The sequence below is a fragment of the Pseudomonas entomophila genome (assembly GCF_029193575.1).
GTDB lineage: Bacteria > Pseudomonadota > Gammaproteobacteria > Pseudomonadales > Pseudomonadaceae > Aquipseudomonas > Aquipseudomonas entomophila_G.
The window spans coordinates 26,641-49,119 of record NZ_JARGCS010000029.1; the positions used below are offsets into that span (position 1 = coordinate 26,641).

Sequence of the window (22,479 nt, forward strand, 5' to 3'; positions counted from 1 at the left end):
CAGTGTGTTGCACCGGCATAATTGATGTCAATTGGATATTATCTGGTGTCGATCCTCCACGATATTTAGCTTTTTGACGCAGTTTTGCGGAATTCGCCTACAGCCCAAACAGCCACGGCACCATCAGTACGGTGACCGACATCACCAGCAGGGTGAACGGCACGCCGATCTTCACGAAGTCGCCGAAGCGATACTGCCCAGGCCCCAGCACCAGCGTGTTGACCGGCGATGATACTGGCGTCATGAACGCTGCCGAGGCCGCCAGCGCCACGGTCATGGCGAACGGGTAGGGTGACATGCCCAGGTGCTGTGCGGTGCTGACTGCCACCGGCGCCATCAGTACCGCGGTGGCGGTGTTGGAGATGAACAGGCCGATCAGCGCGGTGAGGGCGAACAGGCACGCGAGGATGGCGTAGGACCCAGCGCCGCCGAGCAGGCCGACCAGCGCGTCGACGGCCAGGGTTATGCCGCCCGTCTGCTGCAGGGCCAAGGCGAACGGCAGCATACCCACGATCAGCACCAGGCTTTGCCAATGTATGGCGCGGTAGGCGCTGTTCATGTCGATGCAGCGGCCTGCGCCCATCAGCAGGCAGCCGATCAATGCGGCGATGACGTTTGGCACCATGCCGCTGACCATCAGCCCGACCATCACCGCCAGGCTGATCAACGCATAAGGCGCCCGGGCGCGGGCCGGTGCCACCTGGTCGATCTCCGTCGGCAGGCTGAGCACCAGGAAGTCCCGTGGCTGCACTTGCAACTGGCGCACCGCCTTCCACGGGCCGACCACCAGCAGGGTGTCGCCCAGGCGCAGCTTTTCCTCGACCAACTGCTCCTCGATGGCCGCCTGCTCGCGGCGCAGGCCGACCACGTTGAGGCCGAAGCGGCTGCGGAACCCCAGTTCCAGCACGCTCTTGCCGAGCAACTGCGAGCCGGGCGGCAGCGAGACTTCCGCCATGCCCAGTTCCTGGGATTGGTCGATGAAATACGCGGCCTTGAAGTGCAGGGGTTCGAGTTGCATCGTCTGGCACAGGTTGCGCAAATCGTCGCGGTTGGCAAACAAATCGAGCAGCAACACATCACCTTGTTGCAGCACAGTGGCGGAATCGGCGGCGATCACCCGGGTGGTGAATTTGTGCTGGCGTTCGATACCGACCACATTGGCGCCGTGGCGGGTGCGCAGTTCCAGCTCGCCGAGGGTGTGGCCGATCAACGGCGAATGCGGGCGGATGCGCAGGCGTCGCTCGCGGCCGGCGAGCTTGTAGTCCAGTACCAGGTCGAGCAGGGTGCGGCGGCTTTCCACCCGGCCATCCTTGCGCACCTCGCCATTGAGCCAGTGGCGGGTCAGCAGCATGTAGCCGACGCCCAGGGCCAACACCACGAGGCCGAACGGGGTGAAGCTGAAGAAGCTGAAACCGGCCAGGCCGTGGCGCACCAACTCGCTATGCACCACCACGTTGGGCGGGGTCGCCACCAGGCTGAGCATGCCGCTGATCAAGCCGGCGAAGCTCAGTGGCATCATCAGCCGGCTGGGCGAAAGCTTCAGGCGTGCGGCGATGCTCAGCACCACCGGGATGAAGATCGCCACCACGCCGGTGGAGCTCATCACCGAGCCCAGCAGCGCCACCGAGACCATCAGCAGCACCAGCAGGCGCGCCTCGCTGTTGCCGGCACGTTCGCTCATCCACTCGCCGATGCGGTAGGCGATGCCGGTGCGCACCAGGCCTTCGCCGATCACGAACAGTGCGGCGATCAGCACCACGTTGGGGTCGCTGAAGCCGGCCAGGGCCTGTTCCACGGTGAGGATGCCCGATAGCGGCAGAAACAGGATCACCAGCAGGGCGACCACATCCATGCGCGGGCGGTTGACGATGAACAGGGTGACGACGACGGCCAGCAGGCCGAGGACCAGGAGCAGGTCATGGGACATCGGGGAGGGTGATCCTTCACGGGGGGCGAAGGGTCAGTGTGGCAGGTTGTGGTGGGGGCGCTGTTGACGTGTTGCAGGGTTTTGGCTGGACGCCATCGCGGGGCGATTCGACTTGCCCCGCGAGGGGTGCTCCTAGGTCTTAATGACGACGGTGCTTCTTGTCCTTGCCACCCAGGTGGTTACCGATCGCGCCACCGGCCGCGCCGCCCAGGCCGGCGCCGACGGTCGAACCGTTCGAGCCGCCGAGCTGGCCACCCAGCAGCGAACCGCCGGCCGAGCCCAGGCCACCGCCAATCGCCGCTTCGGTGCGGTTGCCCTTGCGCGCACCGACCGCACTGCCGGCGGCGCCACCCAGGCCCGCGCCGATGGCGGCGCCGGTGCTGCCGCCGATCTGTTTGCCGACGACGTTGCCCAGGGCGCCGCCCAGGCCGCCACCGATGGCCGCGGTACCGTCACCGGCGAAGGCACCTTGGCACAGCAGCAGGCCGAGGGCGAGGGAAGGCAGAGTCAGACGCATGATTTCATGAACCTCGAAGGAGTCATCAGGGGAGGGGTGCCACAAGGTGTGCGGCGCACAGGGATTGGAAAGACGCTTCAGCGCCAGTCGCGGTCACGGCGATCGTCGTCGCGATAACGGTCATGGCGGTGGTGGCGATCACGGTCGCGGTCGCGGTCGCGCCAGCCGTCATCGTCGTCACGGTAATGGTGGCTGTAGCAGCCGGCGAGCAGCAGCACGGCGGCGACCAACGAAAAGCTTAGGCGTGGCATGACGGTACAGGTCCTTGATCCACAACGGTTTACCGGGCACTCGCTGAGACCGAAGGCGATCCATTTGGTTTCCCTGTCGCGCAAAATATTGTTACGCGTGAGACGAGCGACGTGCTTGCTGGCTGCTGTTCTGTCCCGTTCGGTCATGGCCGGGTGCCAGCCGGGAACCTAGACTGTCACCCAGGCCGCAACCAAGACGGCCATCTGCCACACGGTGAATCACGATGATCGCCCATACCCCGACGCTGTTCGGCGCGGTCGCGCTGGTTGCGACCATCCTGGCCTTCTGCCTGCTGCTGGTAGGCCAGTTCAACCGCCGCGACAACCTGTTGCTGACCGGCTGCGGCCTGCTTGCGCACGCTCTGGCCTATGTCTGCTACACGCTGTACGGCCACATGCCGCTGTGGCTCAGCTACGCGCTGGGCAACACCCTGCTGTCGCTGGCGCTGGCGTTCTACTCGGCCAGCCTGTTCCGGGTACGCGAATCGCGTGTGCCGTGGCGGCGGATCTTCATCATCCCGCTGTGCATGCTCGTCGGCCTGGCGTTGCTGCTCGACACCCTGGAGCCGCGCATGCTGTTGGCCACGTTGGTGCTGATGCTGCAATGCGCGTTGATCCTCTACTGGGCCCAGCGCCATGCTGAGCACCGTGGCCGGGCGCACCTGCTGCTGGTCATTGGCGCGGGTATCAGCCTGGTCGGCCTGGGCATGCGCGTGGTCGCGATAGCCGCTGGCACCGCGCAGGAGATGCGCTACGACACCAGCAACCTCAAGCAGACCGTCTCGGTGAGCATCGGCACGGTCACCGTGATGATGTACTCCATCGGCCTGGTGCTCATGGCCAAGGAGCGCAGCGAGTCGCGCTTGCAGCACTTGGCCGGGCACGACGTGCTGACCGGCACCAGCAACCGCCGGGCGATCCTCGAGCGCTTTGCCGTGGAGCTCGAGCGCGCCCGTGTCGAGCGCAGCAGCCTGGCGGTGGCGATGATCGATATCGACCACTTCAAGCGCATCAATGACCTGCACGGTCATCTGGCCGGCGACGAGGTGCTGTGCCATTGCGTGCGCCAGTTGCAACAGCGCCTGCGCCAGGAGGACAGCCTGGGCCGCTATGGCGGCGAGGAGTTCCTGCTGGTGCTGCCGCACACCGACCGCGACGGCGCGCTCAAGGCCCTGCACGACCTGCGCGAAGCCATCGCCCGTAGCCCCGCACGTTTCGACGGCGCCGACATCGAGCTGCGTTTCAGCGTCGGCCTGTGGTGCGGTGTACCGAACCTGGACGACAGCACGGCGAGCCTGATCGCCCAGGCTGACGCGGCGCTTTACCAGGCCAAGGCGGGCGGGCGCAATGCTGTGCGCCTGGCGGCGCCGTTGAGTGTCTGCTAGGTCGGCGATTCACGGCACGGGTGACCGGTGCTAGAGTCGCTTCTTTTTCGTCCCGAGGAAGGAACATGCGAGCAATTCTGCCGATGGCCGCGGCCCTGGCGCTGGTCGGTTGTGCGTCGTCGACCATGGATGCGGCGCGTAATGGCCAACCCACCGCGCGCCTGGATTCGCACAAGGCGCCGGAGCTGGTCGCGCAGTGCATCCAGTTCAGCTGGCAGGAAGAGTCGGCCTTTGGCGTCGATGCCAGTGGCTACCTGGAGTCGCGCAAGCAGGGGGGCTTCACCGTGTATACCCGCGAGGCGGAGTCCTTCGCCGACATCTACCCCCAGGCGGGCGGCACCCACGTCGACTACTACGCGCAGAAGAACGACGGCACGGCCCTGCGGCGCAGAGCGGCCGCGGCCACCTGCCTGTAGTCGCCCGCGCCGCTTAGCGTGGCATGTAGCGCAATTGCCAGCGCCGGGGGATCTTCAACGAGGCCATTGCCAGCAGCACCGCGAGCAGGGCGCCGGCCAGCAGTGCCGAGCGCTCGAAGCGCTGCTCCAGCAGCACCCCGGCGATGGCGCCGACGAACATGCCGCTCCAGGGTATTAGTTGCACGCGCCAGCCCAGGCGCTGCTGGCCGAGCAGCGTGCGGCCAAGGCCCCTGCCGAAGCGCGACAGGGCGCCGGTCACGTAGGTCAGGCCGATGGGCAGGCCGTTCACTTCCTCGACCACCGCGTTGATCATTCCCATGGCCGTCACCGCAGCCAGCAGCGCCAGCAGTTGCAGGGGCTCGGGTAGCGCGCCGGCCAGCGCCAGCAGGCCAGCGATCAGCGCCAGCAATGGCCAGGGTCGGCGGCCGCTGCGGGCGGCGACGATCACCCCCAGCGCATTGCCCAGCACGAACGCCGCGATCACCAGCGCCAGGCGCAGCACCGGCCCCAGCTCGGCGTTGCCCAGAGACACCGCCAGGCGCGTGGTGTTGCCGCTCATGAACGAGACGAAGTCGCCGGTGGCCATGAAGCCGATGGCGTCGGTCATGCCCGCCAGCACCGACAACGCGGCGACGAAATACAGGCCCACCGCGCCGCGGCGCTGGATCAGCCGCTGCCGTTTGCCAAGGGGGGACAGGCTTCCCGGTAGCATCGATGCCTCCGTTTTCGGACCCGGCGCGCCCCAGGTCGATGCAGGTGGGGGATGCGCGAAAAGCGGAGTATATCCGAGCGACCTTTCCCCATTTGCATGCCAAATGAGGTTTTTCCTCATTGGTAGCTTCCTTGATTTCGCCAAAACTGCGGCGTACCTGTGGGGGTTTACCCGCGAAGAGGTCGGTATGAAGGGTTGCAATCGGGAGGCCGGCACGGATGCTTGGAGGGGCGGGCTTGTCCCACGATAGCGACCTCAGCGTCTCATGAACCCCGGGCACCGATCACTGAACGAATGCCCCACCGGCTCCAGCCGTGGATCATCGACCCGGTCGAAGCACCCCAACAGCAATGCCACCGTCGGCGCATCGTCGATGGCCCCGATCGAGCTCCCGCACTGCCCGCAGAACGCCCGACTCGAGGCATCCGACGAGCGCCAGGTGCGCGGCGCGCCGCCGCTCCCCGTCCACTGCACCTGCTCACGGGGGAACTCCACCCAGGTGGCAATCAACGCCCCGGTGTGCTGCTGGCACCAGCGGCAGGAACAATCATGTGGGTTGGCACCCGGCCCTTCGGCCTGGAAACGAATGGCGCCACATAGGCAGCCGCCATGGTAGAGGGTCATGTTCTTCTCTCCTTGAAGCCGGTTGTGCGGCCCGCTAACGTAGCGGCTTTCTTCGCACAAGGAAGTGTCCATGAACCGCTCACTGGAACTCAACCGCACCAGCTGGGACGAACGCGCGCCACTGCATGCCGTTTCACGCGACTATGAGGTAGAGCTCTTCGTCCAACGGCCCGAGCATCTCTCCGAGGTGGTGCGCTTCGACCTGCCGCGCCTCGGTGACATCCGCGGCCTGCGTACCCTGCACCTGCAATGCCATATCGGTACCGACACCCTGTCGCTGGCGCGTCTGGGCGCGCAGGTCAGCGGCCTGGACTTCTCCCCGGCGTCGCTGGCCCAGGCCCGACGCCTGGCCGAGCGTTGCGGCACGCCCATCGACTATGTCGAGTCGGATGTGTACCAGGCGGCCAGCGTGCTGCCCGTTGCCAGCTACGACTTGATCTATACCGGTGTCGGTGCGCTCTGTTGGTTGCCCGACATCGACGCGTGGGCCGCCAATGTGGCCGCGCTGCTCAAGCCGGGCGGGCGGTTGTTCCTGCGTGAAGGCCACCCGATGCTGTGGGCGATCAACGAGGAGCACGGTGATCGTCTGCAGGTCGAGTACCCGTACTTCGAGCATGCCGCGCCGACCGTATGGTTCAGTGACCAAACCTACGTCGATAGCAGCCAGCGCCTGGCGCACACCGAGACCCATGTGTGGAACCACGGCATGGGCGAGTTGGTGACCGCGTTGCTGGCGCACGGCCTGCGCCTGACCGCGCTGGAGGAGCACCAGAGCATTCCCTGGGAGGCCTTGCCGGGGCAGATGGACAAGGGCGCCGACGGCGAATGGCGCCTGCGCGAGCTGCCCGAGCGCCTGCCGCTGAGCTACACGCTGCAGGCGCTCAAGCCTTGATCAGGAGAGGAAGCCGCCGTCGACGTTGAGCGCCACGCCGGTGGTATAGCTGGAGGCATCGCTGGCCAGGTACAGCACCGCGCCGGCCATTTCCTTGGGGTCTGCCACGCGCTTGAGCGGGATCTGCTGCAACGCGGCGTTGAGGATGCTGTCGTTCTTCACCAGCGCCGAGGCGAACTTGGTGTCGGTCAGGCCCGGCAGCAGGGCGTTGCAGCGGATGCCGAAGGCGGCGCATTCCTTGGCGAACACCTTGGTCATATTGATCACGGCGGCCTTGGTCACCGAGTAGATGCCCTGGAACACACCGGGGGATACGCCATTGATCGACGCCACGTTGATGATGCTGCCGCCGCCCTGCTCGCGCATCAGCTTGCCGGCTTCCACCGACATGAAGAAGTAGCCGCGGATGTTCACGTCCACGGTCTTCTGGAAGGCGCCCAAGTCGGTGTCGAGCACGTTGCAGAACTGCGGGTTGGTCGCCGCGTTGTTGACCAGGATATCGAGGCGTCCGAACTGCTCGCGGATGCCGGCGAACACCTGCTGGATCTGCTCCATCTCACCGATATGGCAAGCCACCGCCGTGGCCTTGCCGCCCGCGGCGACGATCGCATCGGCGACCTGCTGGCAGCCGTCGAGCTTGCGGCTGGAGACGATCACGTGGGCACCTTGCTGGGCCAGCAGGTGGGCGATGGCCTCGCCGATGCCGCGGCTGGCGCCGGAGACGAAGGCGACTTTGCCGTCGAGGTCGAACAGGTGGGTCTTGGACATGCTAGGTTCCTTGTGGTCTGCCATGCGGGGCCGCGTTACAGGGCGGATTTGCCGATCAACTGCAGGGTCATGTGCTCCAGCAGCCGGTTCATGTGAATGAACTGGGCGAAGCGCTTGTCCTGGGTCTGGCCGTGGTGGAAACGGTAGTAGATCTGCTGGACGATGCCGGCCAGGCGGAACAGGCCGTAGGCGTAGTAGAAATCGAAGTTGTCCAGGCTGATGCCGGCGCGCTGGGCGTAGTAGTCGACGAACTGGCGGCGGGTCAGCATGCCGGGGGCGTTGCTCGGCTGGCGGCGCATCAGTTGCACCGGCGCCGGGTCATCGGCCTCGATCCAGTAGGCCAGGCTGTTGCCCAGGTCCATCAGCGGGTCGCCGAGGGTGGCCATTTCCCAGTCGAGCACGCCGATGATGCGCATCGGATTGTCGGCGTCGAGGATGACGTTGTCGAAGCGGTAGTCGTTGTGCACGATGCCAGGACGCGGGTGGTCGGCGGGCATCTTCTCGCGCAGCCAGGCGGTCACCTTTTCCCAGCGGGGGGCGTCGGGGGTCAGGGCTTTCTCGTAACGGCTGGTCCAGCCTTCGATCTGCCGCTGCACGTAGCCTTCGGGCTTGCCCAGGTCGGCCAGGCCGCAGGCGTTGTAGTCGACCTGGTGCAGTTCCACCAGGCGCTCGATGAAGCTCTTGCACAGGGCCTCGGTGCGCGTGGCGTCCAGGCCCAGTGCCGGCGGTATGTCCGAGCGCAGGATCACGCCCTTGACCCGCTCCATCACGTAGAACTCGCCGCCGATCAGCGCTTCGTCGGTGCAGTGCGCATAGGCCTTGGGGCAGTAGGGGAAGCCGTCGTTGAGCTGGTTGAGGATGCGGAACTCGCGGCCCATGTCGTGCGCCGACTTGGCCTTGTGGCCGAAGGGGGGGCGGCGCAGCACGAATTCACGGTTCGGATAGGCGACCAGATAGGTCAGGTTCGACGCGCCGCCCGGGAACTGGCTGATCGTCGGCGTGCCATCCAGGCCGGGGATATGTGCCTTGAGGTAGGGATCGATGACGGCCGCGTCGAGTTCTTCGCCGGGGCGTACCTGGGTGGACTGGTCGGTGAGCGTCATGCGCGTTCCTTATTCTCGATAGCGAGCACTATTGGCTAATCTAATTTCCCTGTCGCCTTGGAACAAGCGTCCCAATAGCCATATAGGCGAGCGTGTTGCTGGTCGATCACTGGCCCTGATGGCCGACACAGGCGCTGCGGGAGCAAAAAAAAACCGAAGCCCAAGGGCCTCGGTTTTCTTCACCACACCGTTCGCGCCCCTCAGGCCGGGAACAGCTCGCTGAGTTTCATCGACAGCATCATGTCGCCTTCGACGCGCAGCTTGCCGCTCATGAACGCCTGCATGCCGTCGGTGTCGCCGCTGACGATGCCTTTGAGGGTTTCACTGTCCAGCACCAGGGTGCAGTTGGCGTCGGCGTTCTCGCCTTCCTGGATCTCGCAGGTGCCGTCCTTGACGAGCAGGGCGTAGTGCTTGTCTTCGTCGGTGATGTTGAAGCCGAACACCAGGTCCAGGCCGGCGGCAGCGGCTGGGTTGAACTTGGCTTTCATCGCTTCGACTGCTTTAGCTACGTCGCTCATGGTGTATTCCTTGTTAAGTGATAGTCGCGTGTGCAGGGACACAACAGGCCGGGCTCATCGGTAGGTGACGAGCTCCGGCATCCTCAACAGCTGCACGTGGGCTTGGCTGTTGAAGGAGGCCAGCGCCACGTCGCGGCCACGGAACTTCAGTTGGCTCAGCGACGTGTTGATGATCTGCCAGTTCAGCGCGAACGCCTGGGCTGGGGTGACCTGGGTGACCAGGTGGAGCAGGGCGGCGATGGTGCCGCCGGAGGTGAAGATGGCGACGTTGTCGCGGCTGGAGGCCTGCGCGAGCACACGCTGCAAGGCGCCGCCCACGCGCGCGATGAACGCCTGCCAGGTTTCCAGGCCGTCGTCGTGGGCATGCTCGCCGTCGTGCCAGCGCTGCACCATCAATGCGAACAGGCGCTGGAACTCGCTACGGTGCTGCGCGGCGTTGCGCAGCACATGCAGCGCCTCGGGCTCTTCGGGCAGCAGGTCGGGGAGCAGGGCGCGGATCACGCCGTCGGCATCGAACTCGTTGAACGCAGGATCGGTCTCCACTGCCGGGGTGGCGCAACCACTGGCGGCCATGCATTCGAGCGCCAGCCGCGCGGTGTCTTGCTGGCGGCGCAAGTTGCCAGCCAGGCAGCGGTCCAGGCGCAGGTCGAGCTGGGCCAGGTGTTCACCCAGCGCCCGGCTCTGGCGAACGCCCACGGGCGACAGGACATCGTAGTCGTCGGCACCAAAGGAGGCTTGGCCATGTCGGATCAGGTAGATGTTGCCCACGTGGAAGTCCGGCCTGGATGGAGGTTGCTGCGAGGTTAGGATGCGCCAGACAGGCTGTCAATGAAAAAACATACAAGCGTTTGAAAAGGTTGTTTGAACTGTGTTGCCAGCGTTTTCCCCGGCTGGCAGCAGCCCAGGCGTGCCGGTATGCTTGGAACAATTTCGCGCTGCAAGAGCGCTGGTCTATCAAGGAGTCACTGTGGAGTTTCTTGCTGAATACGCAAGCTTTCTCGCCAAAACCGCCACTCTGGTAATCGCCATTCTGGTGGTGCTCTCGGCCATTGCCGGCATGCGCGGCAAAGGGCGGCGCAAACCGGGCGGGCAGTTGCAAGTCACGCGCCTGAACGAATTCTACAAGGAACTGCGCGAGCGGCTGGAGGCGGGCCTGTTCGACAAGGCTCAGCTCAAGGCCCTGCGCAAGCAGCAGGCCAAGGCGGAAAAACAGCGGAAGAAAACCAAGACCAAGCCCGAGGAAAAGAGCCGGGTGTTCGTGCTGGATTTCGACGGTGACATCAAGGCCTCGGCCACCGAAAGCCTGCGCAACGAAATCACCGCGCTGCTAACCCTCGCCACCCCGCGTGACGAAGTGGTGTTGCGCCTGGAGAGCGGCGGTGGCCTGGTGCACAGTTACGGCCTGGCCGCCTCGCAGCTGGCGCGCATCCGCCAGGCGGGCATCCCGCTGACCATCTGCATCGACAAGGTCGCCGCCAGCGGCGGCTACATGATGGCCTGCATCGGCGAGAAGATCATCAGCGCCCCCTTCGCCGTGCTCGGCTCGATCGGCGTGGTGGCCCAGCTACCCAACGTCAATCGGCTGCTGAAGAAGCACGACATCGACTTCGAGGTGCTGACCGCCGGCGAGTACAAGCGTACCCTGACCGTGTTCGGCGAGAACACCGAGAAGGGCCGGGAGAAGTTCCAGGAGGACCTGGACATCACCCACCAGCTGTTCAAGGACTTCGTCGGCCGCTACCGTCCGCAGTTGCACATCGACGAAGTGGCCACCGGCGAAGTCTGGCTGGGCATTGCCGCGCTCAACCGCAAGCTGGTCGACGAACTGCGCACCAGCGACGAATACCTGAGCGAGCGCGCCGGCGAAGCCAACCTGTTCCACGTGCGCTATGCCGAACGCAAGTCGTTGCAGGAGCGCATCGGCATGGCCGCCAGCGGCACGGTGGAGAACACGCTGGTAGGGCTGTGGAGCAAGCTCGGTCGTCTGCGCTAACACCTTGAACCCCTTGAAGATTTTTTTCTTGCAGGGGGTTGCAAGGTGAGTCGAATGCCGACATAATGGCGTCCATCGAAACGCAGCTCGCTTGAAAAAGTTGAGCGGTTTCAAGGGGATAGCGAAAGCTGACTCCGACTTTGAGGCCGAGTAGCAAAGTGGTTATGCTCCGGATTGCAAATCCGTCTACGCCGGTTCGATTCCGACCTCGGCCTCCACTCTTCGAAAACCCCGCAAATGAAAATTTGCGGGGTTTTTCTTTGCGTCAAGAAAAACAAATCGATTCCGCAGCAGCCCCGATATTGCGAAAGCTATAGCTCGATCTATAAAATGCGACGCATTCTCATTGGTCCAGGCTTTCCCGTGCCCGCATTCGACACCCGCAAACTGGGTTTCTTCTTCAGCGACCACCACCGCTGGCTGCTGCAGCACGTGCACCGGCAACTGCGTAACCGCCCAGACGCCGAGGATACTGCTGCCGAGACTTTCTGCCAGTTGCTCGCCGCGCAGGTCGACCCTGCGACCCTGGAACAACCCCGCGCCTACCTCTCCACCATCGCCCGCAGGCTGATCTACGACCGCCATCGCCGACGTCGCCTGGAACAGGCCTACCTGGAGCGCCTGATACTGCTGCCCGAGGCGCTGGCACCCTCGCCGGAAGAGACCCACCTGCTGCTTGAAGCCTTGCACGCCATCGACCGTAGCCTCGCAGGCCTGCCGCAGCTGGTGAAGAAGGCTTTCCTCATGAGCCAGCTCGATGGCCTGACCTACCTGGAGATTGGCCGCCGCCTGGACATTTCCGAACGCACCGTTGCCCGCTACATGACCCAGGCCCTGCGCCAGTGCTACCTGAGTGGCGCGCAAGCATGAGTCGCAACGTGCTGGACCCGGCCGCCGAGCAGGCCATCGCCTGGATGGTGCGCCTGTGCGGTGGAGGTGACGATGCCCGTCAGCAGGCCCTGTTCCAGCAGTGGCTGGGCCAGGACCCGGCCAACGCCGCAGCCTGGGCCCAGTTGCAACGTGGCCTCGGCGGGCACTACGACGTCGTGCGTCGTGCGCCGGGGGCATTGCGCGACGCGCTGCTGCAACCGGAGATGCGCCGCCGCGACCTGGTGCGTGGGCTGGCGGGGCTCGGGCTGTTCGGTGGCGGCTTGTGGCTGGCCGCTCGCAGTGACGGCAGCCGCGCGTTGATGGCCGAGCTGCGCACCGGCACGGGCGAGCGCCGTAGTTTGTCCTTGCGGGACGGCAGCCAACTGATCCTCAACGCTGGTAGTGCAGTGGACTTCGATTTCAGCGCCGAGCACCGCCTGCTGCGTCTTTACCAAGGTGCACTGGTGGTGCAAGTGGCGGCGGACCCGACGCGGCCGTTCATCGTGCGCAGCGCCCAGGGCGATGTGCGCGCCTTGGGTACGCGCTTCATGGTCGAGCAACTGGCGGACGCCACCCGGGTGGTGGTGCTGGAGCATGCGGTGCGCGCTTCACTGCCGGGTGGTGCCGTGTGGGATCTGGCGCAAGGCCAAGCCGCGCTGCTGTACGCGCGCCGCATCGAGCCGCTGGCTGCCGGTCAGGCCTACCGGGCCGACTGGGTCGAGGGTCGCCTCAGCGTGCTGGATGAACCCCTGGGCACGGTGGTCGACGCCCTGAGGCCTTATCGTGCGGGGCTTATCCGGGTTAGCCCGCAGGTGCGAAACCTGCGCGTGCAGGGTGTGTTTCCGCTGGATGACAGCGAGCGCACCCTCGCGGCGCTGGCGGAAACCCTGCCCATCCGTGTCGAGCGCTATGGTGCGTGGCTGACCCTGATCGACGCGGCTTGAGCACTGGTTTTTGTCATTGATGAGTAAAAATCTTTCTCATTGCTGTCTGGTTTTCCGCGTTCGTTGCACCTCTCTCCTGACAACGCCAACACAATCAGGAGAATTCACGTGCTAAAACCCTGGCCACTCGCCCTTGCCATCGCCCTGGCCGTCGCGCCGACGGCTTTCGTTCGGGCTGACGGCCCTGTCCAGCAACAGGTGCAGCGCTTCGACCTGCCGGCCGCGAGCCTGGCGCAAACCCTCAATGCCATCGCTCGGCAGGGCGGTCTGGTGATGTCGCTCGACCCGGCCCTGGTCGCCGGCAAGCAGGCACCCGCCATCCATGGGCAAATGAGCGCCTTGCAGGCCTTGCAGTTGGCGCTGGCGAACAGTGGCCTGCAGGTGATCGTGACCGGCAGCCAGACCTTCACCGTCGCGCCAGCCGTCGACGCCAACGGCGCGCTGGAGCTTGGCGCCACGCGCATCAACAGTGTGGGCCTGGGCGAGACCACGGAAGGTAGCGGGTCCTACACCACTGGCGCGGTGACAATTGGCAAGACGCCGCAATCGTTGCGCCAGACACCGCAGTCGGTGACGGTGGTCACGCGTAAACTGATGGACGACAAGAACCTGGTATCGCTGGACCAGGTGATGGCCCAGACACCGGGTATCACCCGCGCCAACCGTGGCTATGGCAACCACCACTTCAGCTCCCGCGGTTTCGACCTCACCGACGACAGCTACATGGTCGATGGCGTGGCCGGGCAGGCCTATGCCTACACAGGCTGGATGATCCCGGACATGGCGGTGTTCGATCGCGTCGAGGTGTTGCGTGGCGCCGCGGGCCTGCTGGTAGGGGCGGGCAACCCAGGTGGCGCGGTGAACCTTGTGCGTAAGCGCCCGACCGTCGAGCCGCGTTTCTCTGTCACCACGCGGGCCGGTTCCTGGGACAACTACCGCCTGGACCTGGATGCCAGCGGCAGGCTGAACCCCGAAGGCACCCTGCGCGGGCGCATGGTCGCCTCGTATGAGGATCGTGGTTACTTCACTGATGTCACTCAGTCCAAGCGCCCACTGCTCTATGGCATCGTCGAGGGCGACCTGGGCAGCGCCACCACCGTAGCCCTTGGCCTGCGTCGGCAGACCTCGCGTATCGATGGCTACAGTGTGCTGGGCTTGCCGACCAACCCCGACGGCAGCAACCCGCACTTGAAGCGCTCGACCTTCCTCGGCCAGGACTGGGCCACCCTGCAGACCCGCACCGACGAAGTGTTCGCCGACCTCAGCCACCGCTTCAACGAGAACTGGAGCGGCAAGTTGGCCCTGTCCCATTCCGAAAGCGCCTATAACCGCAGCGCCATCGAGTGGGGCGCTGAGGACACCCTGGCGTACGGCAGCCCGACTGGCCCGATGATCTACGACACCAGCTTTCACAAGTTCGACGTCACTTCCAACGCCATCGACGGCCACCTGGATGGCGATTTCGAGGCCTTCGGCCTGAGCCATCAAGTGTCGTTGGGGGCCAACTGGTCGCGGCGCAAGATGAACGACAAGGACACGACAGTCAGGCTCGACAGCCCCATCCCGCTCAACGTGTTCAACCCTGACCACGATATCGTGCCCGAACCCTCGCGGCCGGGCTGGGACTACGCGGACGACACTCACGACACCCGCTACGGCACCTACCTCAACGCCCGCCTGCACATGACCGAAGCCCTGAGCCTGGTGCTGGGCGCGCGCCTGAGCTGGTACAAGACCGAGGCCTGGGATGGCCCGCGGGTCTCCACCAATGAACAGAAGCACGAATTCACGCCCTTCGTCGGCGCGATCTACGACCTCGACGACACGTGGTCGTTGTACGCCAGCTATGCCGACATCTTCATGCCCCAGGCCAGCTACCGCAGCGCCGACGGCGGCATGCTGGACCCGTCCATTGGCTCCAACTACGAGGCTGGCATCAAGGGCGAGCTGTTCGACAAGCGCCTGAACCTGTCTTTCGCAGCCTTCTATATCGAGCAGCAGGACGTCGCCGCCCGCGACTACGCCAACGACGGCAACTGCCCGCAGGATGTCGCCGGGCGCTGCTACGTGAACAGCGACGGCATCAGCCGCAGCAAGGGCTTCGAGGCGGAGGCCAGCGGCGAGCTGTATCCGGGCTTGCAGGTGGCTGCCGGCTACACCTTCAATACCACCCGTTCACAGGATGGCGGGCCGATTTCCGCGCAAACCCCCAAGCATCTGCTGCGCCTCAACACCCACTACACCCTGCCGGGTGAATGGGGCCGTTTCAGCGTTGGCGCTGGCGTGTCGGCACAGTCGGCCTACTACGATGCCTATAACGGAGTGAGCAACAGCGGCCGAGCGGTCTTCGACGCGCGTGCGGCCTACAAGCTCGACCAGCACTGGACCGTGGGCGTGGATATCGAGAACCTGCTGGACCGCCAATACTTCGACTCGACCGGGTACTGGACGCGGGGCACCACCTACGGCACACCGCGCAGCTACATGCTCACCCTGCGCGGCGATTTTTGAGGCTGCGGCAAGGGCGGGTTTTTCGCCAGGCAAAAGAAAAACCCGCCTAAACAGGCGGGCCCAAGGAACGTATCGAAGCCAGGTCAGTGTGCCTATGCAAATGTCAGAATTTCGTGAACCTTGTGTTCACAAAGCGTTCTAGACGTGTTGCAGTTCCAGGCGGCTGATCACGCACACCGACCCATCGGCCGCAGGGGTGGTGTCGGTGTAGTCCACCTGGTTGTATACCCCGCCGTGGAAGTTGAACGTCCGCGCCTTCCAGCTCGTGGCCATCTGCAGCATCCCGCTGTTGGCGCTGCGGCCGCTGCACAGGGCGCTGACCTTGGCCACGCCGCCGGAGGAGACTTCGATGACCACCTCGAAGCGGCTGCCCAGAGGCACGTCTTCCAGCACGGTGCTGGTGACCGGGGTGGTTTGGTTGAAGTCCTGGCGAAAGCCCAGGGTGATCTTGCCCTTGTTCCAGAACACCTTGATCGCCGGGCTGTCGTCGTCCTTGACGTGCATCTGGGCGATCACCACCTTCTGCGCCGAATTCACTTTTTCCAGCGTCATCACCTGATGATTGTGGTGGCGGCTGGCGCTGGCCAGGCTCCAGTAGGTGGCCTCCTTCCATTCGCAGCGGGTACGGTGGGTGCTCTTGCTGGAGGCGCCACGGGTGGGAGCGGTCATGCGTACCGAGCCGTCGCTGAGGCGGGCGATGACCTTGGGGAGGGTGGCCAGCGCTTGGGCGCCGGTGAGCTCCAAAGCCACCGGGTTGGTGGCGGATTTGGGCACTGGGGTGGTGATGATGAGCTTGTCCATGTTTACAGCCATGCGGTTTTTTCCTTGCGCGGGAGGTGATTGACACACCTGTCCGAGCTCCAAAAAGCGCGCAAGTTTCGTGGCCAATGGCCTTCTTCGCGTGCATCGCTGGTGCGCAAGTCATCCAGCTACTGCAGGGGGCGGGCCGGCTGTTGGTGGTGACTGCTGATGGCCCTATCGCGGGGCAAGCCTGCTCAAGGAACTGCGCCGTCCCTGGAGCGGGCTTGCCCCGCGATAGGGCCCTAAAACCCAACACAAAAAAAAGCCCACCATGGCGGCGGGCAAGACGTTCTGAAGGGAGCAGCTCTAGGCTAGGGCATCCCGGGTTAAGTCATCGTTAAACGACAGAATGATTGACTGCTTTCACCAGGCAGCCTATACAGCCCTGCCTCATTTCCCGGAGCCTGTGATGCACGACGAAGACGACCTCCCCGAACCCGAGCACGATCACCTGCTCGATCACGAATTCCTGGATGACGACCTCGACCCGGAAGCCGACGCTCAAGGCGCGGAGGATGAGGTCGAGGAAGACGACGTGCTGGATGACTTCGATGACCAGGACCACCCAGCCTGGCACGACGACCCCGAGGACGACTGAGCCTCAGCGTCGGTCCAGCGAGTAGCGCCCGGCGCCGGTCACCACCAACAGCAGCAGCCCGCCGATAATGCTCATGTTCTTGAAGAACTGGGTCATATTGGCGCTGCGCTGTGGGTCGACCATGTTCCAGTAAGGGTGGCCGATCAGCGCCGTGCCGAGCACGAACAAGGCGAACAGAAACGCCAGCGGCCGTGTATAGAAGCCGAGGATCAGCACGATGGCGACGAAGAACTCCATGATCACCGCGATCGCCGCGGCCAGGGTGGGGGCGGGGGCGCCCAGTGAGCCGAGGTAGCCGACCGTGCCTTCGAAACCGGTGAGCTTGCTCCAGCCGGAGAGCACGAAGAGGATCATCAGCAGGATGCGGGCAAGCAGGATGATGGCGTCGCGTTGACCTTCGAACAGGGTGTGGCGCATGGCGGCATTCCAGTGGACGGAGACAGATTCCACTCTAGCAGCTGCGTGACGGATTTCCGGTGGGCATGCAAAAGGCGCCCGAAGGCGCCTTTCGAAAAGAGATGGTGCGAGTGGCGGGACTCGAACCCGCAAGGCTTGCGCCGACAGATTTTAAGTCTGCTGTGTATACCAATTCCACCACACTCGCACGCTTGAAAGGGTCATCGCTGACCGGCGCGCTTCAGTGCAGAAGGGCCATGCAATCAAGCGCGCTTTATAACCCATCGTTATAGGGACGTCAACCGCACCCATGCTTTCAAGGGGTCATCGTCTGGGCAATGTGGCGCATTTGCCGCGCCGAATCGCGTAACTCATTCGCACGCTCGGACATGGCCGAGGCGTCGGCCCGATACAGCGAATGGCCGAGAAAGCGTGCGTGGCCTTCAAGCCCTCGGCACAGTTCATCGAGCTGCTGCGCGGTGTGGATCAGGTCATCCTGCAGGACCAGCAGACGGACGTTGGCGAACATGTCGATTCCGAGAGGGAGGAGGGCGCGTGCACTATAGGTCAAACCAGGCCTTGCCGCCATCGGGCCATGTATCGGACACTCTGTCCGTGCCGCCTCTCATCGGGCTGCTTTGACTAAGCTCATTATGTTCTTCTCGCTGTGCCTGTGGGAGCTCGCATGGTTTCAGCCAGTCGTCCTGACCCTTTCATGCCTGCCTACCGTTATGAACAGCTGGTTCAAGCGGTGGTCGACTACGCCATCTATATGCTCGACCCCACCGGGCACGTCGTGTCATGGAACGCAGGTGCCGAGCGGATCAAAGGCTACCGGGCCGAAGAGGTGATCGGTCGGCATTTCTCGCTGTTCTTCACCCCGCAGGATTGCCTTGACGGCCGCCCGGAGCGCTTGCTGCGCCAGGCCCTGGAGCAAGGCGTGGCGCAGGATGAAGGCTGGCGCGTGCGCAAGGATGGCACCCAGTTCTGGGCGCTGGCGGCGCTGGATGTGATCCGTGACCACCATGGCCAGATTATCGGCCTGGCCAAGATCACCCGCGACATCACCGACCGACGCGACTCGGCGCTACAACTCGATGCCATGCGTGCCCAACTGTTCCAGGCGCAGAAGCTCGAAGCCCTGGGGCAGCTCACCGGTGGGTTGGCCCACGATTTCAACAACCTGCTGACCATCATCCTCAGCTCCGCCCGCCTGGCCCTGACCAGCCAAGACCCGCAGCGTGTGAACTGCCTGCTGGAACATATTCTCGATGCCGGCCAGCGCGGCGCGCAACTGACCCGGCAACTGCTCAGCTTCGCCCGTCACCGGCAGTTGAGCATGACACGCATCAGGCCCGGGGAACTGATCGATTCCACCCGCAGTCTGCTGGAGCACGCGCTGCCCGACGGCATCGAGCTGGAAGAAAACGTGCAGCCTGACCTGCCGCTGATCGAAGTGGACGCCGGGCAGTTGCAGATGGTACTGCTCAACCTGTTGTTCAACGCCCGCGATGCCATCGTCGGCAGCGGGCGTATCTGCCTCGATGTCGGCGTGGTGGAACTGGCGGGAGAGGTGGATGGCCTGCAAGGGGCGTTCGTGCGCTTCGACGTGCACGACACCGGGCAGGGTATCGACGCACAGGTGCTGCCGCGTATCTTTGAGCCATTCTTCACCACCAAGGCCTTTGGCAAGGGCACCGGCCTTGGCTTGAGCCAGGTATATGGTTTCGCCAAGCAGAGCAACGGCGCCATCTGCGTGGCCAGTACCGTGGGCGAGGGCACCTCCATGAGCCTGTTCCTGCCGGCCCAACCCAGCGCCCCCGACCTTGAACGCAACGGGTAGAGACCGACATGGTAGAAACACTCAAGCGATTGCCTACGGGGATACAAGGGCTCGATGCGCTGCTCAAGGGCGGGCTGGTGGTGGGCGCGTCATACATCGTCCAAGGCCCGCCGGGTTCGGGCAAGACCATTCTCGCCAACCAGTTGGCCTGCAGCCATGCTCGCGAGGGTGGGCGTGTGCTGGTGGCGACACTGCTCAGTGAGTCCCACGAGCGTTTGTTCCAGTACCTTTCGACCCTGGAGTTCTTCGACCCGGCGCTGGTCGGCGACCAGATCCAGTTCGTCAGCGCCTTCGATACCCTCGAGCAGGAAGGGTTGGATGCGGTGGTGAAACTGCTGCGTCAGGAGATCGCCCGGCAACAGGCCAGCCTGCTGATCGTCGATGGCCTGCTCAATGCCCGCGCGCGGGCCGAAACCAGCCTGGATACCAAGAAGTTCGTTTCCGAGCTGCAAGGGCATGCCGCCTTTGCCGGTTGCACCGTGCTGCTGCTGACCAGTGCCCGGCTCGATGAGGGAAGCCCCGAGCACACCATGGTCGATGGCGTGATCGAGTTGGGCGAGCAACTGCAGGGCAGCCGCGCGGTGCGTCATGTACAACTGCGCAAGACCCGCGGCAGCGGCGCGCTTTCCGGTCGGCATGAGTGCCTGATCAGCGAGGCCGGGTTGCAGGTGTACCCACGCCTGGAGTCGCTCTACAGCCACCCCAGCCAGTTGGGCTCGGCGGTGCTGAGCCGGGTGTCCACGGGTGTGCAGGCGTTGGACGAGATGCTCGACGGTGGCCTGGCGGAGGGCTCTGTGACCCTGGTGATGGGGCCTTCGGGGGCAGGCAAGACGTCGCTGGGCCTGGCCTTCCTCGGCGCCTGCACCGCGCAGTCACCCGGGCTGCACTTCGGTTTCTATGAAACACCCGCGCGCCTGCGCCTAAAGGCTGCCGCGCTGGGGCATGACTTCGCCGCCCTGGAGGGCCAGGGCGCGTTGCAACTGAGCTGGCAGCCGACTACCGAAGGGTTGCTCGACCAGGTGGGCGCGCGCTTGCTCGATCAGGTCGAGCGCCACGGCATCAAGCGTGTGCTGATCGACAGCCTGGGCGCCTTTGGCCGCCTGGCGGTAGATCCGGCACGCTTGAACGGCTTCTTCCGGGCCCTCAGCGCAGAGCTGCGCGCGCGTGACGTCAGCGTCCTGCTGACTTGGGAAATGCGCGACATCTTCGGCTCGGAGATCACCGCGCCGGCCCCGGATTTGTCGAGCATCGTCGACAACCTGCTGCTCATGCGCTTCGTCGAGCATGAGTCGCGCTTGCGACGCATGCTGTCGATCCTCAAGGTGCGTGACAGCCACCACGACCCGGCGCTGCATGAGCTGGATATCGGTCCGCATGGCATCGCCCTGCACAAGGCGTTCGAAGGGGCCAGCGGCGTTTTATCCGGCACGGCGGTGCCGCAAGGGAGCGGCTGACGGACAGTGCCATGAACACCATCCTGATCGTCGATGACGAATACCTGATTGCCGATATCCTCGGTTTCGCCTTGGAAGACGAGGGCTTCCTGGTGGAGAAGGCCGGCAATGGACGCAAGGCGCTGGAGGCACTGAAGGAGAAACGGGTGGAGCTGGTGATCACCGACTACATGATGCCGGTGCTCAACGGTGAGGAATTGGCGCGGGCCATTCGCGATGAACTGCAGTTGGCGGATTTACCGGTGATTTTGATGAGCGGGGCACAGGCCAGCGAGGGACGGATCTGCCCGGAGCTATTCGCCGCCGTGTTCGACAAACCCTTCGACATGGACAGGATGATCGCCAAGGTGCGCGAACTGCTGGATACCTGAGTGTCAGGCAGGCTCCCGCATGGGCGGGCCGGGCGTTCAAGCGCATCCGTGCGGCTTGAGGCGGGGGTGGGTCAGTGTTGGTCGTCGGCTTTCTCCGGAGCGGGGTTGCCGGCCTGGATACGCTTGAAAATCTCTTCCCGATGAACCTGGACATCTTTCGGCGCATCGATGCCGATCCTCACTTGCATCCCTTTGACGCCCAGAATGGTGACTTTGATGTCATCGTCGATGACGATGCTTTCGCCAACCTTGCGGGTGAGTATCAGCATGTAGTTCTCCTTGGTGATGATTAAAACCGCGAGGCCAATTGCCGTAGCGGCGGGAGCCTGTCCCTCTTCCTTCTCATTAAAGACGCTTTCGGCGGATATTAATTCCCCCGCGGACAAATTCTGTTGCCCGTCTTCAGTCGCAGGTGCCGAAATCAACCGGTTCAAGGTCAATCGGCGAAGGTGCTCGGTGGCAAGGATAGGGGGCTCGAGCGAATATGGGAAATTTCTCTGCGTTATGTGGTAAATAGCGGCTTTCAATCGTGGGCTACAGGGCCTCCAGCGCTTCGAGAAAACGCAGCAATGCGACTTCCTGGGGGTCAAGGCCCTTGCGCGCACGCGCGCGCGGCAGTGTCGCCAGGCGGCCGAGTTCGAAGTGCTCCAGCACCGCAGGGTGGATATAGCAGCGTCGGCACACGGCAGGGGTGTTGCCAAGCCGTGAGGCCACCTGCCGGACGATCGCCGCCACCTGGCGCCGCGCCTCGCTTTGCGGCTCCCACGCGAGCGGGCGCAGCAGGCTCAGGGCCAGTGAGCTGCCGGCCCAGGTGCGGTAGTCCTTGGCGGTGAAGTCCGCGCCGGTCAGTTGCTGGAGGAATTGGTTGACCTCGCTGGAGCCGACGCAATGGCGTTCACCGTGTTCGTCGAGGTACTGGAACAACGCCTGCCCTGGCAACTCCAGGCAACGTTTGAGCAACCCGGCCAGGCGCCGGTCGCGCAGGGTCACGTTGTGCTCGACGCCGCGCTTGCCACGAAACTGGAAGCGGATGGTGCTGCCGTTCACCTGTACGTGGCGGTTGCGCAGGGTGGTCAGGCCGTACGAGCGGTTATCGCGCAGGTATTGCTGGTTGCCGATGCGGATCAGCGTGTTGTCCAGCAGGCTGACCACCAGGGCCATGACCTTCTCGCGGTCCAGCCCGGGTCGCGCCAGGTGGCCGTCCAGTTGCTTGCGCAGGCGGGGCAGGGCTTGGGCGAAGGCGAGCATGCGCCCGTACTTGTGCTCGTCGCGCACCTCGCGCCACTGCGCATGGTAGCGGTACTGCTTGCGCCCGCGGGCATCGCGGCCGGTAGCCTGGAGGTGGCCCTGGGGGTCGATGCAGATCCACACATCGGTGTAGGCAGGTGGGATGACCAACGCTGTGATGCGCGCCAAGGTGGCTTCGTCGCGTACTCGGTTTCCGTCCGGGTCCAGGTAGATGAAACGGCCGCGCCAGCGTCGCCGGGTCAGCCCCGGCTGGCTGTCGTCGACGAAGTGCAGGGTCGGTGGCAGGAGGGTGTCGGGCATCGCGCGCTCCATCGGCCAGTCATCTGAACAATGGACA

25 protein-coding genes and 2 tRNA genes are annotated in these 22,479 nt (G+C 64.4%); 12 read left to right on the forward strand and 15 right to left on the reverse strand.

Annotated features, from left to right (window positions below):
• Positions 1-97 precede the first annotated feature (97 nt).
• From P0Y43_RS12925 to P0Y43_RS12935, 3 genes are all read right to left on the reverse strand, one after another.
• Positions 98-1,927 carry an SLC13 family permease gene (locus P0Y43_RS12925; protein ID WP_275637649.1) on the reverse strand — a complete coding sequence of 610 codons (1,830 nt, stop codon included), beginning with the start codon at positions 1,925-1,927 and terminating at the stop codon, positions 98-100.
• Positions 1,928-2,066: 139 nt separating this feature from the next.
• Positions 2,067-2,444, reverse strand: a complete 378-nt coding sequence (locus tag P0Y43_RS12930; RefSeq protein ID WP_275637650.1) for a glycine zipper domain-containing protein — start codon at positions 2,442-2,444, stop codon at positions 2,067-2,069.
• Between the two features lie 77 nt (positions 2,445-2,521).
• Entirely contained in the window at positions 2,522-2,695 is a 174-nt protein-coding gene (locus P0Y43_RS12935; RefSeq protein WP_275637651.1) for a hypothetical protein, read from the reverse strand.
• A 224-nt stretch (positions 2,696-2,919) separates the two neighbouring features.
• Between P0Y43_RS12935 and P0Y43_RS12940 the strand changes: the two genes are divergently transcribed.
• Together P0Y43_RS12940 and P0Y43_RS12945 are read left to right on the forward strand one after the other, a co-directional pair.
• Positions 2,920-4,080, forward strand: a complete 1,161-nt coding sequence (locus tag P0Y43_RS12940) for a GGDEF domain-containing protein (RefSeq protein ID WP_275637652.1) — start codon at positions 2,920-2,922, stop codon at positions 4,078-4,080.
• Positions 4,081-4,145: 65 nt separating this feature from the next.
• Positions 4,146-4,496 carry a hypothetical protein gene (locus P0Y43_RS12945; protein ID WP_275637653.1) on the forward strand — a complete coding sequence of 117 codons (351 nt, stop codon included), beginning with the start codon at positions 4,146-4,148 and terminating at the stop codon, positions 4,494-4,496.
• A 13-nt stretch (positions 4,497-4,509) separates the two neighbouring features.
• On the opposite strand, the gene P0Y43_RS12950 is transcribed toward P0Y43_RS12945, so the two are convergent.
• Both P0Y43_RS12950 and P0Y43_RS12955 read right to left on the reverse strand, forming a co-directional pair.
• Positions 4,510-5,208 (reverse strand): YoaK family protein, encoded by a 699-nt coding sequence (locus P0Y43_RS12950; protein WP_275637654.1) that lies wholly within the window; start codon positions 5,206-5,208, stop codon positions 4,510-4,512.
• Positions 5,209-5,463: 255 nt separating this feature from the next.
• Positions 5,464-5,832: a GFA family protein gene (locus tag P0Y43_RS12955; protein ID WP_275637655.1), complete on the reverse strand. Its 369-nt coding sequence runs from the start codon at positions 5,830-5,832 to the stop codon at positions 5,464-5,466.
• A gap of 70 nt (positions 5,833-5,902) precedes the next feature.
• Here P0Y43_RS12955 and P0Y43_RS12960 point away from each other — a divergent pair, with 70 nt between their 5' ends.
• Positions 5,903-6,724 carry a class I SAM-dependent methyltransferase gene (locus P0Y43_RS12960; protein WP_275637656.1) on the forward strand — a complete coding sequence of 274 codons (822 nt, stop codon included), beginning with the start codon at positions 5,903-5,905 and terminating at the stop codon, positions 6,722-6,724.
• On the opposite strand, the gene P0Y43_RS12965 is transcribed toward P0Y43_RS12960, so the two are convergent.
• The 4 genes from P0Y43_RS12965 to P0Y43_RS12980 form a co-directional block, all read right to left on the reverse strand.
• Positions 6,725-7,492, reverse strand: coding sequence for an SDR family oxidoreductase (locus P0Y43_RS12965; RefSeq protein ID WP_275637657.1), 768 nt, complete (start codon positions 7,490-7,492; stop codon positions 6,725-6,727).
• Positions 7,493-7,527: 35 nt separating this feature from the next.
• A complete protein-coding gene (locus P0Y43_RS12970) occupies positions 7,528-8,595 on the reverse strand; it encodes a phosphotransferase family protein (RefSeq protein WP_275637658.1) in 1,068 nt (355 codons plus the stop codon).
• A gap of 200 nt (positions 8,596-8,795) precedes the next feature.
• A complete protein-coding gene (locus P0Y43_RS12975) occupies positions 8,796-9,113 on the reverse strand; it encodes an SCP2 sterol-binding domain-containing protein (RefSeq protein ID WP_023381290.1) in 318 nt (105 codons plus the stop codon).
• Positions 9,114-9,167: 54 nt separating this feature from the next.
• Positions 9,168-9,881 carry a histidine phosphatase family protein gene (locus P0Y43_RS12980; protein ID WP_275637659.1) on the reverse strand — a complete coding sequence of 238 codons (714 nt, stop codon included), beginning with the start codon at positions 9,879-9,881 and terminating at the stop codon, positions 9,168-9,170.
• A gap of 199 nt (positions 9,882-10,080) precedes the next feature.
• Between P0Y43_RS12980 and sohB the strand changes: the two genes are divergently transcribed.
• From sohB to P0Y43_RS13005, 5 genes are all read left to right on the forward strand, one after another.
• Positions 10,081-11,106, forward strand: a complete 1,026-nt coding sequence (gene sohB / locus P0Y43_RS12985; protein WP_275637660.1) for a protease SohB — start codon at positions 10,081-10,083, stop codon at positions 11,104-11,106.
• Positions 11,107-11,250: 144 nt separating this feature from the next.
• Positions 11,251-11,324, forward strand: a tRNA-Cys gene (locus P0Y43_RS12990).
• 145 nt (positions 11,325-11,469) lie between these two features.
• Positions 11,470-11,976, forward strand: coding sequence for a sigma-70 family RNA polymerase sigma factor (locus P0Y43_RS12995; protein ID WP_430540247.1), 507 nt, complete (start codon positions 11,470-11,472; stop codon positions 11,974-11,976).
• Complete coding sequence (locus tag P0Y43_RS13000; protein WP_275637662.1) at positions 11,973-12,920, forward strand: FecR domain-containing protein; 948 nt, start codon at positions 11,973-11,975, stop codon at positions 12,918-12,920. Before P0Y43_RS12995 ends, P0Y43_RS13000 begins: the two co-directional genes overlap by 4 nt.
• Before the next feature lie 108 nt (positions 12,921-13,028).
• The gene (locus P0Y43_RS13005) at positions 13,029-15,431 is read left to right on the forward strand and encodes a TonB-dependent siderophore receptor (RefSeq protein ID WP_275637663.1); all 2,403 of its coding nucleotides are present in this window, start codon (positions 13,029-13,031) and stop codon (positions 15,429-15,431) included.
• A 138-nt stretch (positions 15,432-15,569) separates the two neighbouring features.
• Here P0Y43_RS13005 and P0Y43_RS13010 read toward each other — a convergent pair whose 3' ends face one another.
• Positions 15,570-16,244, reverse strand: a complete 675-nt coding sequence (locus P0Y43_RS13010) for a polysaccharide lyase family 7 protein (RefSeq protein WP_275637664.1) — start codon at positions 16,242-16,244, stop codon at positions 15,570-15,572.
• A 397-nt stretch (positions 16,245-16,641) separates the two neighbouring features.
• Between P0Y43_RS13010 and P0Y43_RS13015 the strand changes: the two genes are divergently transcribed.
• Positions 16,642-16,830 (forward strand): hypothetical protein, encoded by a 189-nt coding sequence (locus P0Y43_RS13015; RefSeq protein WP_275637665.1) that lies wholly within the window; start codon positions 16,642-16,644, stop codon positions 16,828-16,830.
• Between the two features lie 3 nt (positions 16,831-16,833).
• Here the strand turns inward: P0Y43_RS13015 and P0Y43_RS13020 are convergent, their stop codons facing one another.
• From P0Y43_RS13020 to P0Y43_RS13030, 3 genes are all read right to left on the reverse strand, one after another.
• Positions 16,834-17,247 carry a DoxX family protein gene (locus P0Y43_RS13020; RefSeq protein WP_275637666.1) on the reverse strand — a complete coding sequence of 138 codons (414 nt, stop codon included), beginning with the start codon at positions 17,245-17,247 and terminating at the stop codon, positions 16,834-16,836.
• A gap of 102 nt (positions 17,248-17,349) precedes the next feature.
• Positions 17,350-17,434, reverse strand: a tRNA-Leu gene (locus P0Y43_RS13025).
• 108 nt (positions 17,435-17,542) lie between these two features.
• Positions 17,543-17,755, reverse strand: coding sequence for a hypothetical protein (locus P0Y43_RS13030; protein ID WP_275637667.1), 213 nt, complete (start codon positions 17,753-17,755; stop codon positions 17,543-17,545).
• Between the two features lie 156 nt (positions 17,756-17,911).
• Between P0Y43_RS13030 and P0Y43_RS13035 the strand changes: the two genes are divergently transcribed.
• Genes P0Y43_RS13035 through P0Y43_RS13045 form a run of 3 tightly spaced genes read left to right on the forward strand, consistent with a single transcriptional unit; the run spans position 17,912 to position 20,894 of the window.
• A complete protein-coding gene (locus P0Y43_RS13035; protein ID WP_275637668.1) occupies positions 17,912-19,069 on the forward strand; it encodes a two-component system sensor histidine kinase NtrB in 1,158 nt (385 codons plus the stop codon).
• 8 nt (positions 19,070-19,077) lie between these two features.
• A complete protein-coding gene (locus tag P0Y43_RS13040) occupies positions 19,078-20,523 on the forward strand; it encodes an ATPase domain-containing protein (RefSeq protein ID WP_275637669.1) in 1,446 nt (481 codons plus the stop codon).
• Between the two features lie 11 nt (positions 20,524-20,534).
• Positions 20,535-20,894 (forward strand): response regulator, encoded by a 360-nt coding sequence (locus tag P0Y43_RS13045; RefSeq protein ID WP_275637670.1) that lies wholly within the window; start codon positions 20,535-20,537, stop codon positions 20,892-20,894.
• Positions 20,895-20,965: 71 nt separating this feature from the next.
• Here the strand turns inward: P0Y43_RS13045 and csrA are convergent, their stop codons facing one another.
• Together csrA and P0Y43_RS13055 are read right to left on the reverse strand one after the other, a co-directional pair.
• The gene (gene csrA / locus P0Y43_RS13050) at positions 20,966-21,163 is read right to left on the reverse strand and encodes a carbon storage regulator CsrA (RefSeq protein ID WP_275637716.1); all 198 of its coding nucleotides are present in this window, start codon (positions 21,161-21,163) and stop codon (positions 20,966-20,968) included.
• Between the two features lie 265 nt (positions 21,164-21,428).
• Positions 21,429-22,442 (reverse strand): DNA topoisomerase IB, encoded by a 1,014-nt coding sequence (locus tag P0Y43_RS13055; RefSeq protein ID WP_275637671.1) that lies wholly within the window; start codon positions 22,440-22,442, stop codon positions 21,429-21,431.
• Positions 22,443-22,479: the final 37 nt, after the last annotated feature.

Coding starts and splice junctions, on each gene's coding strand:
- P0Y43_RS12925 (WP_275637649.1), bottom strand. CDS start 1,927: ATGTCCCATGACCTGCTCCTGGTCCTCGGCCTGCTGGCCGTCGTCGTC.
- P0Y43_RS12930 (WP_275637650.1), bottom strand. CDS start 2,444: ATGCGTCTGACTCTGCCTTCCCTCGCCCTCGGCCTGCTGCTGTGCCAA.
- P0Y43_RS12935 (WP_275637651.1), bottom strand. CDS start 2,695: ATGCCACGCCTAAGCTTTTCGTTGGTCGCCGCCGTGCTGCTGCTCGCC.
- P0Y43_RS12940 (WP_275637652.1), top strand. CDS start 2,920: ATGATCGCCCATACCCCGACGCTGTTCGGCGCGGTCGCGCTGGTTGCG.
- P0Y43_RS12945 (WP_275637653.1), top strand. CDS start 4,146: ATGCGAGCAATTCTGCCGATGGCCGCGGCCCTGGCGCTGGTCGGTTGT.
- P0Y43_RS12950 (WP_275637654.1), bottom strand. CDS start 5,208: ATGCTACCGGGAAGCCTGTCCCCCCTTGGCAAACGGCAGCGGCTGATC.
- P0Y43_RS12955 (WP_275637655.1), bottom strand. CDS start 5,832: ATGACCCTCTACCATGGCGGCTGCCTATGTGGCGCCATTCGTTTCCAG.
- P0Y43_RS12960 (WP_275637656.1), top strand. CDS start 5,903: ATGAACCGCTCACTGGAACTCAACCGCACCAGCTGGGACGAACGCGCG.
- P0Y43_RS12965 (WP_275637657.1), bottom strand. CDS start 7,492: ATGTCCAAGACCCACCTGTTCGACCTCGACGGCAAAGTCGCCTTCGTC.
- P0Y43_RS12970 (WP_275637658.1), bottom strand. CDS start 8,595: ATGACGCTCACCGACCAGTCCACCCAGGTACGCCCCGGCGAAGAACTC.
- P0Y43_RS12975 (WP_023381290.1), bottom strand. CDS start 9,113: ATGAGCGACGTAGCTAAAGCAGTCGAAGCGATGAAAGCCAAGTTCAAC.
- P0Y43_RS13000 (WP_275637662.1), top strand. CDS start 11,973: ATGAGTCGCAACGTGCTGGACCCGGCCGCCGAGCAGGCCATCGCCTGG.
- P0Y43_RS13010 (WP_275637664.1), bottom strand. CDS start 16,244: ATGGCTGTAAACATGGACAAGCTCATCATCACCACCCCAGTGCCCAAA.
- P0Y43_RS13015 (WP_275637665.1), top strand. CDS start 16,642: ATGCACGACGAAGACGACCTCCCCGAACCCGAGCACGATCACCTGCTC.
- P0Y43_RS13020 (WP_275637666.1), bottom strand. CDS start 17,247: ATGCGCCACACCCTGTTCGAAGGTCAACGCGACGCCATCATCCTGCTT.
- P0Y43_RS13030 (WP_275637667.1), bottom strand. CDS start 17,755: ATGTTCGCCAACGTCCGTCTGCTGGTCCTGCAGGATGACCTGATCCAC.
- P0Y43_RS13035 (WP_275637668.1), top strand. CDS start 17,912: ATGGTTTCAGCCAGTCGTCCTGACCCTTTCATGCCTGCCTACCGTTAT.
- P0Y43_RS13040 (WP_275637669.1), top strand. CDS start 19,078: ATGGTAGAAACACTCAAGCGATTGCCTACGGGGATACAAGGGCTCGAT.
- P0Y43_RS13045 (WP_275637670.1), top strand. CDS start 20,535: ATGAACACCATCCTGATCGTCGATGACGAATACCTGATTGCCGATATC.
- csrA (WP_275637716.1), bottom strand. CDS start 21,163: ATGCTGATACTCACCCGCAAGGTTGGCGAAAGCATCGTCATCGACGAT.
- P0Y43_RS13055 (WP_275637671.1), bottom strand. CDS start 22,442: ATGCCCGACACCCTCCTGCCACCGACCCTGCACTTCGTCGACGACAGC.